Consider the following 9597-nt stretch of genomic DNA (forward strand, 5'->3'; position numbering starts at 1 on the left):
TTGCAGGGAACAATTACTTCATGGCATCTTTGAGGGCTTTCCCCGGAATAAACTTAGGGATTTTTCTGGCAGCGATCTCGATTTCTTCACCTGTTTGGGGGTTGCGCCCTTTTCTTGCCTGACGCTCCATGGCCTTAAAGGTACCAAAGCCTACGAGGGTTACGGGCTCGTTGTCAGCCAGCGCTTTGGTGATGGTGGAAAAGACTGCGTCAACAGCAGCCTGTGCATCTTTTTTAGAGCTTACAACCTTTGCAACTTCTGCGACCAAATCACCCTTGTTCATGCAGAACCTCCTTGAAAGTTAATCTTGATAGCTTTTACGATGACAGGATAAAACGTAGGTAGTGGTTGAACAAAAACTGTTTTATTCCCATGGCAGTGAAGAGCGATCTCTGCGCATCCTTACTGAATTTTATTTCTTAAAACAAAAAAAATTTTTAAGAATTAAGATTCCTGCCATTGAGTGAGCCTGGTAAAATAACGTCGTTTTTTGATCAGTCACTGGGTAAAACGGGCATGAAAATAAGCTTGCGGTAACCGGATTGTCCGGAGAGCACGTCTTCTTGGAAAGAAAGCTACATGCGGAGCTAAATTACGTGCTTGTCCAAAGCCTGTCAAGGGAGAATTTTTATTCAATTCCGTTTGAAAATTAAAATGTTATGATGATCAAAACAGAAAAGGTAGCGTGTCGGCTGTGTGCTGGCTGGGCATCTGTCTGAATTTCTATGAAAAAGATGCGTGAACAACGTTTTGTGCGTGTGTATGGTATAGCAGCAACTTTATTCCTGTGCAACCTTGATTTTTTTGTAGCCCGAATAAAATTATGTTTTTCGTTTTATTTTGTACAATGAATAGGGGGGACGTTGCAGGGGAATGGACGAGGAACGGTGCTGTCCGGATGAAAAACAGGGCAGGGCGTACAGGAGGGGGGGCTGAGCCTGAAAGATTAGAAACCTTTTATTTTTACCGGGTACTTAATGTAGATAATGGTGCTGAAAGGAAGAGAACCTTTTACCGTATCGGTCCATGTAAGCCTATATGGAGATGTGTTTTTTCGTGCGTATGCAAAAATAACTTGACCCTTGGTCATTTTGCGGGTAGTGACATACATAAGTGTTTATGTTGGCACAATAAGAAGACCTTGGAAGGATTGTATCGTGGCGAATACTTTTGCGGGCAGCTTTTATTGCTATTATTGGTGGTACTATTTTAGTATCGACCTGCCTGCACGTGCGCCTCGAATGGCAAGGTAAACCAGCACACGTACCAAAGGCGGGTCGGCAAAAGGACTCTCCCACGGTATGGATAGAAAAGACAGATAATGTAAGGGCCGTGGGAGAACTTCCTACGGCCCTTTTGCATTGAAAAATATTGCAAGGAGAACGCAGCATGATCGGCAAACAGATTCGCATGGAACGAATTATCAACAGGGCAACGGGAAAGACCATTATTGTTCCTCTGGATCATGGAGTTTCTGTCGGGCCCATTGATGGCATCCGTAACTTGAGAGCAACCATACAGAAGGTGGCTGAAGGCGGTGCCAACGCCATTGTTGAGCACAAAGGACTGGTTGAGGATGGCCTCCGGGGTAGTGGCCCGGATATCGGTCTTATTATTCATCTTTCTGCATCCACGAGTCTCTCTCCCAAGCCCAATGCCAAAACCATAGTCTGTTCGGTGGAAGAAGCCATCCGACTTGGGGCTGATGCGGTGAGTGTGCATGTGAATTTGGGTAACGGTGATGAAAAACAGATGCTTAATGATTTTGGCCGCATCAGTTATGAGGCAAGAAGCTGGGGGATGCCGCTTCTTGCCATGATGTATCCCCGGGGCGAAAAGATTCGGGATGAGTACGATAAGGAAGCCATCAAGCATGCCGCCAGGGTAGGGGCTGAAATGGGTGCGGATATTGTAAAAGTGTCCTATACGGGCTCTGCTGAGACTTTTCAGGAGGTGGTGGAGGGCTGCTTCAGGCCCGTTGTCATTGCAGGAGGTCCTAAAATGGATTCGGACCGGGATATTCTTGAGATGGTCAAGGGGGCAACGGATGCGGGAGGAGCCGGTGTTTCCATGGGACGGAATGTATTCCAGCACCAAAATCCCAGAGGGCTGGTACGCGCTTTTGCCGCCATTGTCCATGATGGGGTGTCTGTGGAAGAAGCCATGCTGATTTTGCAGAGTGAGAGTGCTTGAGTAGGGGCTGTTTCGCTCAGATGGTTTTGCATTGATCTTTAGTATGAGAGGTGGATAAGAATGCAGGAGATATGGGTAAAAATTTCCCCATGGAATAAGGAGCTGGTACTGACAGCCCTTGAGGGAGGAGCGCACGGGCTCTGGGTGGAAGATGGCAGGGGGCAGGAAGTGGCTGAGCTGGCAAGGATTCCTGTGCTTGCATCGGATGGAGATTATATTCCGGGAGAAACGGCTGAAATTTTTAAAATTTCTGACGGAAGTCAGGAAGAGGCTGTGGCGGCTCTGTCTGTCAGTCGTCTTGTGGTGCTGGAGTGTACGGACTGGACCATTATTCCCCTTGAAAATCTTATTGCCAAAAAAGCGGATGTTATGCCCGTGGTGCGGAGTTTTGAGGAAGCACGCACGGCCTTTGGTATTCTTGAGGTGGGCGTCCGGCGGGTGATGCTGGATATTCAGGACCCTCTGGCCCTGCAGTCGGCCCTTTCCGGTTTGCAGGAGGTCCATGGCAGTGAAGTTCTGGAGGAGGCTGTGGTGACGGAAGTCCGGTCCCTTGGCATGGGAGACCGGGTCTGTGTGGATACCTGTACATCCATGCTGCCCGGCCAGGGTATGCTGGTGGGCGACAGTTCTTCGGCCCTTTTCCTTGTGCATGCAGAGACAGAATCCAATCCCTATGTGGCGCCCCGGCCTTTCCGGGTGAATGCCGGAGCCGTGCATGCCTATACCCGTGTGGACGGGGGGCGTACCCGCTACCTTGCCGAGCTTAAGGCCGGTGATTCAGTGATGCTTGTGGACAGTAACGGAAACACCAGTCCCGCTGTGGTGGGTCGGGTGAAGATAGAAAAAAGACCCCTCCTTCTGATCCGTGCTGAGGTTGCTGGAAGAGGTATCCATACCATTGTGCAGAATGCGGAAACCATCCGCCTGACGGCACCGGGAGGCAGGCCGCTGTCCGTTGTGTCCATCAATCCCGGAGACCGTGTGCTGGTCTGTCTGGAAGAGGGTGGCAGGCATTTTGGCCATGCGGTGGAAGAAACCATTACGGAACAGTAGGGATGGGTGAAAACATGACGGAAGATATGGAAGGGGTGCGACAGGCACTGGATCGCCTGCGTATCCGCATAGACAGCATAGATGATACCATCCTTGATCTTCTCAATGAAAGGCTGGAACTTGGGCGGGAGATCGGAGCTGTTAAGGAAAAGGCCGGGCTTCAGGTGCTGGACCGGTCCCGGGAAAAGAGTATTTTTGACCGCCTTGTGGCCCGTAGCGCGGGAAGACCTGTTTCCGATACCCTGATCCATCATTTATATGGCATTGTTATGGCTGCTACCCGTGAGGTGCAGCGTTCCCGGACCATCGCCTATCTTGGTCCGGAGGCCACCAACACACATATTGCTGCGCTGCAGCAGTTCGATTATGCAGGCCAGTTTGTTCCCAGAACCACCATTGCCGATGTTTTCGAGGAGGTGGAAAAGGGAAGTTGTGACTATGGTGTGGTGCCCGTGGAAAACTCACTGGAAGGGGCTGTGAACCACACGCTGGATCTTTTGTTCCTCTCTCCCTTGAGTATCTGTGCGGAAACCTGCTTTGCCATTTCCCATGATCTTTTATCCCGTGAAACGGATCTTTCCACGGTTTCCGTTGTGTATTCCCATCCCCAGGCTCTGGCCCAGAGCAGGCGCTGGCTGGCCCAGAACCTGCCCCATGCCCGTCTTGTGGAGATGGCCAGCACGGCGGCGGCGGCAAGAAAGGCAGCCATGGAGCCGGGTGCCGCTGCGGTGGCGGGTTCCCAGGCTGCGGCCATATACAACCTTCAGGTACTGGCATCCCATATAGAGGACAGTGGTCGCAATACCACCCGTTTTCTGGTCATCGGGAGGGACGAGACACGGCCCACGGGATCGGACAAGACAACCATCATGTTTGTTACGGCCCACGTACCCGGTGCCTTGTTCAGTGGTCTGAAGCCCATGGCGGATCTGAACATCAACCTTGTGAAGCTGGAGTCAAGACCCACCCGTCAGGAAAACTGGAATTATTTTTTCATTGCCGACCTTGAAGGCCATCGGGAGGATGAACTCATCCGGGAGGCCATTGACAGAATGCGGCCGAACTGCCTTTTCCTGAAAACCGTGGGCTCCTATGCCCGGTGCAGTTTTTAAGGGGGAATGATGGATGCCGAGACTGCTCTTTTCGGAGTGATGGGTCATCCTGTGGCCCATAGTCTAAGCCCTGTGATGCACAATGCCGCCTTTGGTTTTCTGGGACTTAACGCCGTTTACCTTGCCTTTGATGTAAAGGATCCCGCAGGAGTTCCCGTTGCCATGAGAACGCTTGGTATCCGGGGCATGAGTGTGACCCTGCCCCATAAGGAAGCTCTCTTGTCACTGGTGGATGAGCTGGATCCCATGGCAGAGAAAATGGGAGCGGTGAACACCCTTTGCCTGAAGGATGATGGCAGAATTATCGGGTTGAATACGGACTGGTGCGGAGCCAGGGATGCCCTTCTGGAGGCAGGTCCCCTTCATGGAAAAAGGGTTGCCATTCTGGGTGCAGGAGGGGCTGGCAGGGCTGTGGCCTTCGGTATTCGTGAGGCTGGGGCTTTTCCCCTCATTGTGAACCGTAGCCGGGAAAAGGGGGAGGCGCTGGCCCGTGATCTGGGGGCTGATTTCTGTCTTCTTTCGGATTTTACGGGGACAGGTATGGATATTCTGGTGAATACAACCTCCCTTGGCATGCATCCGGATGTGGATATCATGCCTGTTCCGGCTGCCGTACTCCATGGGGGGATGGTGGTTATGGATATCGTTTACAATCCCAGAAAGACAAAGCTGATCAGGGCTGCGGAGTCCCTTGGATGTCGGGTGGTGGATGGCCTTGAAATGTTCATCCGTCAGGGGGTTTTGCAGTTTGAGTTATGGACGGGCAGGGAAGCTCCCGTTGATTGCATGCGGAAAGCCGTTGAGGCTGTTTTATGAAGATTAAAGTAATTGTAGCGTATATTTTCTTTGGTAATTCAAAAGTCTTCAATTAGCTGCATAGACAGCCAGGCCATTTGTTCGTGACGCAATCTTATTCTTAGAGCTTCTTGCCCTGTGCGGGAGCGGCAAAAACTCCCCGCCACAGGCAGAATAGGCTTTTTGATTACCATGGCAGGCTTAAGCATGCTGCCTTTGTGGCAGCTCAAACAGTTTGCCGCTTCTTTCGCACAGGCCTTCAAAACTCTGATCCGAAACGGTTGCAACGTCACTCACAAATAGTCCGGCTGTCTTATACAGGAACCAGGCTGCTGAAGTTAAAATATGGATTTCCTGAAAAGAATATGCTGAATATTAATAAATGAAAGGGAATACCATGTCCGAGGCCCTGTTTGAGGTGCGCCCCCATCGTCCGGAAAACATCACTGTCCGGATTCCGGGATCCAAAAGTTATACCCACCGGCTGCTTATTGCCGCAGCCCTTGCCGATGGCCCTTCGGAGGTATCGGGCTGCCTGCGCAGTGAGGATACCCTTCTGACGGCCGAGGCCCTTCGTCAGTTGGGCATCTCGGTAAAAGATCACGGAGACGGCAGAATGGTCGTGGAGGGAAAGGGCGGGAGGCTGGAGGGAACCAGTGATGTCGTTTTTCTAGCCAACTCAGGAACTTCCATGCGTCTTCTTTCGGCCGTCGCCGGTCTTGGTGAAAAGGCCAGCACCCTGGATGGTAATGCCCGCATGAGGCAGAGACCTCTGGGGGATCTGCTGGATGCTCTGGGGCAGGTGGGTATTCCCGCCCGCAGCGTATCGGAAACAGGATGTCCGCCCGTTGTGATCGGTGGAGGCAGTCGCAGGGGAGGCGCACTTTCCATTGCCTGTCACTTAAGCAGCCAGTATCTTTCAGGGCTTCTGCTCATGGCTCCCTGTCTGGAACAGGGGCTGGATATCACCGTGACCCGGGGGCCGGTTTCAAGGCCTTATATAATGATGACCCTGGAGATTTTAAAAAAAGCAGGTATCTCATTTTTCCGTGAAGGAGATACCCTCTACAGGGTTCCCGGCGGACAGACCTACAGGGCTGGAAATTATCAGGTGGAACCGGATGCTTCCAATGCCAGTTATTTTTTTGCTGCCGCCGCAGTTACGGGTGGTTTGGTTTGTGTGGAAGGTCTTTTTTTGGACTCTGCCCAGGGGGATCTGGGTCTTCTGGGCGTTTTTGAAAAAATGGGATGCACCGTGACCAGCGACAGCCATGGTATTTGCGTCAGGGGAGGAGATCTCAGGGCTGTTGATGTGGATATGGGAGATATGCCGGATATGGTGCCGACCCTGGCTGTGGTCGCCGCCTTTGCTAAAGGCACCAGCTATATCCGCAATGTGGCCCATCTTCGTGAAAAGGAATGTGACCGCCTCTCGGCTGTGGCCACGGAACTCAACCGCATGGGAGGGTCTGTTCGCATTGTGGGGGATGATCTGGAAATCGATGGAGGCTTCCCTCTGCATGGGGCAAGGATTCATACCTATGATGATCATCGTATGGCCATGTGTTTTTCCGTGGCTGGATTGCGTGTACCCGGTGTTGTAATTGAGAATCCAGCATGTGTGGCAAAATCCTTTCCGAATTTTTTTGATGTATTTGCAAAGGTCATGGGATGAAGAAACCTGTTTTTCTTGTGGGATACCGCTGTGTGGGAAAAAGTACGGTGGCTTTTCATCTGGCCCGTATGCTGGATGTGCCATGGGTGGATCTGGACCGGGATATGGAAGAGCATGCAAGATGCTCCATCGAAGAGTTTGTGCAGCGTCATGGCTGGGAGGCCTTCCGGGAACTGGAAATGCTTACCCTTCAAAGGGTGCTGGAAGAAGGTTTTATTGTTGTGGCCACGGGCGGAGGAATTGTAACCAGACCGGAGAATATTCACACCATGAGGGCGCAGGGGCTGGTTTTTCATCTGGATGCCATGCCGGAAACCGTTGCAGCACGTATGGCAAAGGATCATAAAAATGGTGTTGTCCGTCCTGCCCTAAAGGGGGTCTCAGCCCTTGATGAAGTGCAGGAGATTATGGCTGCAAGGGCACCTCTGTATGCTGAGGCCGCCCACGGGGTGATCAAAACCGATGATCTTTCTCCGGAAGCGGTGGCAGAGGAAATTGTGCGGAGCCTGTAACTATTCAGCACAATTTTCCTTTAACAAATCGAAAATTTTCAATCAGGTGCATAGACAACCGAGCCATTTGTTCGTGACGCAATTTTATTCTTAGAGCTTCTTGGCCTGTGCGGAAGCGGCAAAAACTCCCCGCCATAGGCAGGATAAGCTTTTTTATTACCATGGCAGGCTTATTAAGCACGCTGCCTTTATGGCGGCTCAGACAGTTTGCCGCTTCTTTCGCACAGGCCTTCAAAACTCTGATCCGAAACGATTGCAATGTCACTTACAAACAGCCCGATTGTCTTTTGTTGGAGCCAAGATTCTGAAATTAAAGAACAATTTTTCTGGATAAAATGTACTGAATAATTACCAGGCCCTGAAACAGTATTTGCAGTAAATGATATGCCACCACATAGGGTGGTTTGAAAGGAAGGTTGTAGATGGCAGGAAGCACCATGGGCCATATGTTCCGTGTCACCACCTGGGGAGAATCCCATGGTCCGGCCGTTGGCTGCGTGATAGACGGATGCCCTCCGGGGCTTGAGCTGGATGCATCGGTGGTGCAGCGCCAGTTGGACAGGCGGAAGCCGGGGCAGGCAAAAAGCAGTACCACCCGCAGGGAAGCAGATGTCTGTGAAATTCTTTCCGGTGTGTTTGAGGGCAGGACCACAGGTACACCCATATCTATTCTCGTCTGGAACAAAGATGCCAGGTCCGGTGCCTATGATGACATCAAAGATCTTTTCCGTCCGGGTCACGGGGATTTGAGCTATCAGGCTCGCTATGGAATACGTGACTGGCGGGGGGGCGGACGGGCCTCGGCCAGGGAAACCATAGGCCGGGTGGCGGCAGGTGCGGTGGCCGGGCAGCTTCTTTTTAATAATGGTATAGAAGTTCGGGCCTTTACCCTTGCCCTCGGGGGAGTGAAGGCAGATAAGCTTGACATGGAAGTCGTGTCTGCCAACCCTTACGGATGTCCGGATTCGGAAGCTGCCCTTGCCATGGATGCCAGGGTGGAAGAAGTGAGAAAGACCGGTGATTCCATAGGTGGCCTTGTGGAGTTATGGATAGATGGCCTTCCTGCAGGGCTGGGAGATCCGGTTTTTGACAAGCTGGATGGAGATCTTGCTTCGGCCATGATGGGAATTGGCGCTGTTAAGGGTGTTGAAATTGGAGCCGGTTTTGCCGTGACGGACCTGAAGGGAAGTGAATCCAACGATGCCATAGCGCCTGAAGGTTTTCTTTCCAATAACAGCGGTGGTATCCTTGCCGGCATCAGCAGCGGTGCCAGAGTTGTGCTGCGGTTGGCAGTAAAGCCTATACCTTCCATCACTATTCCTCAGCAGACTGTGGATATTCATGGCGCTCCAGCAACCATTGTTACCCGGGGCAGACATGATGTGTCAGCCATTCCCCGTATTCTTCCCGTGGCTGAAGCCATGGCAAAGCTTGTCATGGCAGACCATCTTCTCCGCTGGAGGGCCATCCAATGATACCGGATATTTTTGTGGGGAAAAAAATAGGTGTTATTGGCGGTCACGGTGGCATGGGGCGCTGGTTTTCGGCTTTTTTTCGTGACCTTGGGCTTTCTGTGGAGGTTTCGGATCTGGATACAGCCATTTCCAATGAGGAGCTTGTCTTTAAATCGGATATTGTAATTTTGTCCACACCCATGGCTGTGGCTGTATCTCTGGCCCGGAAGCTGGGGCCACTGATGTCGGAAGAAAAGCTTTTCGTGGATTTTTCTTCATTAAAGGAAGAAGTGGTGCAGGCCATGGTGGCTTTTTCTACTGCTGAAGTGTTGGGCATTCATCCCATGTTCGGGCAGTATACGGCATCCATGCAGGGGCAGAATGTCATTCTGACTCCGGGAAGAGGGCATTTGTGGACAGATCCCTTCCATCGTCTTTTTGAAGATGCCGGAGCTGTTGTTTCTGTTATGGATGCAGCCACCCATGACCGGCACATGGCGTTTGTTCAGAGTGTCACCCATCTTGTTACCATTGCCACCGGGGCATATATGCAGCAGGAAAGTATGGATCCGGAAACCGCATGCAGGGTAGCCACACCTATTTTTCGTTTGAATGTAGATTTTGTCGGGCGTCTTTTTGCGCTGGATCTGGGTTTGTACGAGGATCTTATTGCAAGAAATCCCTATGCCAGAGAGGTGAGCGGTGTTTTTGCAAAGCTGCTGGCAGATACGTCTCAAATTCTTCTGGATGGAAAAGTTGCGGATAAAAGGCAATGGCTGGAAGGGATAAAAAGTTTTCTCGGG

The 9597-nt window shown here is 51.6% G+C and carries 9 protein-coding genes; 8 read left to right on the forward strand and 1 reads right to left on the reverse strand.

From position 1 onward, the window contains the following. Positions 1-13 precede the first annotated feature (13 nt). Positions 14-283, reverse strand: a complete 270-nt coding sequence (locus OOT00_RS02090; RefSeq protein WP_265423633.1) for an HU family DNA-binding protein — start codon at positions 281-283, stop codon at positions 14-16. Positions 284-1389: 1106 nt separating this feature from the next. On the opposite strand from OOT00_RS02090, the gene OOT00_RS02095 reads away from it, so the two are divergent. The 8 genes from OOT00_RS02095 to OOT00_RS02130 form a co-directional block, all read left to right on the forward strand. Beyond that, complete coding sequence (locus OOT00_RS02095; protein WP_265423634.1) at positions 1390-2193, forward strand: 2-amino-3,7-dideoxy-D-threo-hept-6-ulosonate synthase; 804 nt, start codon at positions 1390-1392, stop codon at positions 2191-2193. 60 nt (positions 2194-2253) lie between these two features. Next, on the forward strand, positions 2254-3246 hold the full coding sequence (locus OOT00_RS02100; RefSeq protein WP_265423635.1) for a 3-dehydroquinate synthase II: 993 nt from the start codon (positions 2254-2256) through the stop codon (positions 3244-3246). Positions 3247-3248: 2 nt separating this feature from the next. Continuing rightward, positions 3249-4358: a prephenate dehydratase gene (gene pheA, locus OOT00_RS02105; protein WP_265423636.1), complete on the forward strand. Its 1110-nt coding sequence runs from the start codon at positions 3249-3251 to the stop codon at positions 4356-4358. Between the two features lie 6 nt (positions 4359-4364). Then, complete coding sequence (locus OOT00_RS02110; RefSeq protein ID WP_265423637.1) at positions 4365-5174, forward strand: shikimate dehydrogenase; 810 nt, start codon at positions 4365-4367, stop codon at positions 5172-5174. Between the two features lie 376 nt (positions 5175-5550). Then, complete coding sequence (gene aroA, locus OOT00_RS02115) at positions 5551-6828, forward strand: 3-phosphoshikimate 1-carboxyvinyltransferase (RefSeq protein WP_265423638.1); 1278 nt, start codon at positions 5551-5553, stop codon at positions 6826-6828. After that, positions 6825-7340 carry a shikimate kinase gene (locus tag OOT00_RS02120; protein ID WP_265423639.1) on the forward strand — a complete coding sequence of 172 codons (516 nt, stop codon included), beginning with the start codon at positions 6825-6827 and terminating at the stop codon, positions 7338-7340. The genes aroA and OOT00_RS02120 overlap by 4 nt, the downstream gene beginning before the upstream one ends. 422 nt (positions 7341-7762) lie before the next feature. After that, positions 7763-8815, forward strand: a complete 1053-nt coding sequence (gene aroC / locus OOT00_RS02125) for a chorismate synthase (protein WP_265423640.1) — start codon at positions 7763-7765, stop codon at positions 8813-8815. Further along, a partial coding sequence (locus tag OOT00_RS02130) for a prephenate dehydrogenase/arogenate dehydrogenase family protein (RefSeq protein ID WP_265423641.1) occupies positions 8812-9597 on the forward strand: 786 nt, incomplete at its 3' end. The genes aroC and OOT00_RS02130, both read left to right, overlap by 4 nt.

The organism is Desulfobotulus pelophilus (assembly GCF_026155325.1).
In the GTDB taxonomy this organism is placed as follows: Bacteria; Desulfobacterota; Desulfobacteria; order Desulfobacterales; family ASO4-4; genus Desulfobotulus; species Desulfobotulus pelophilus.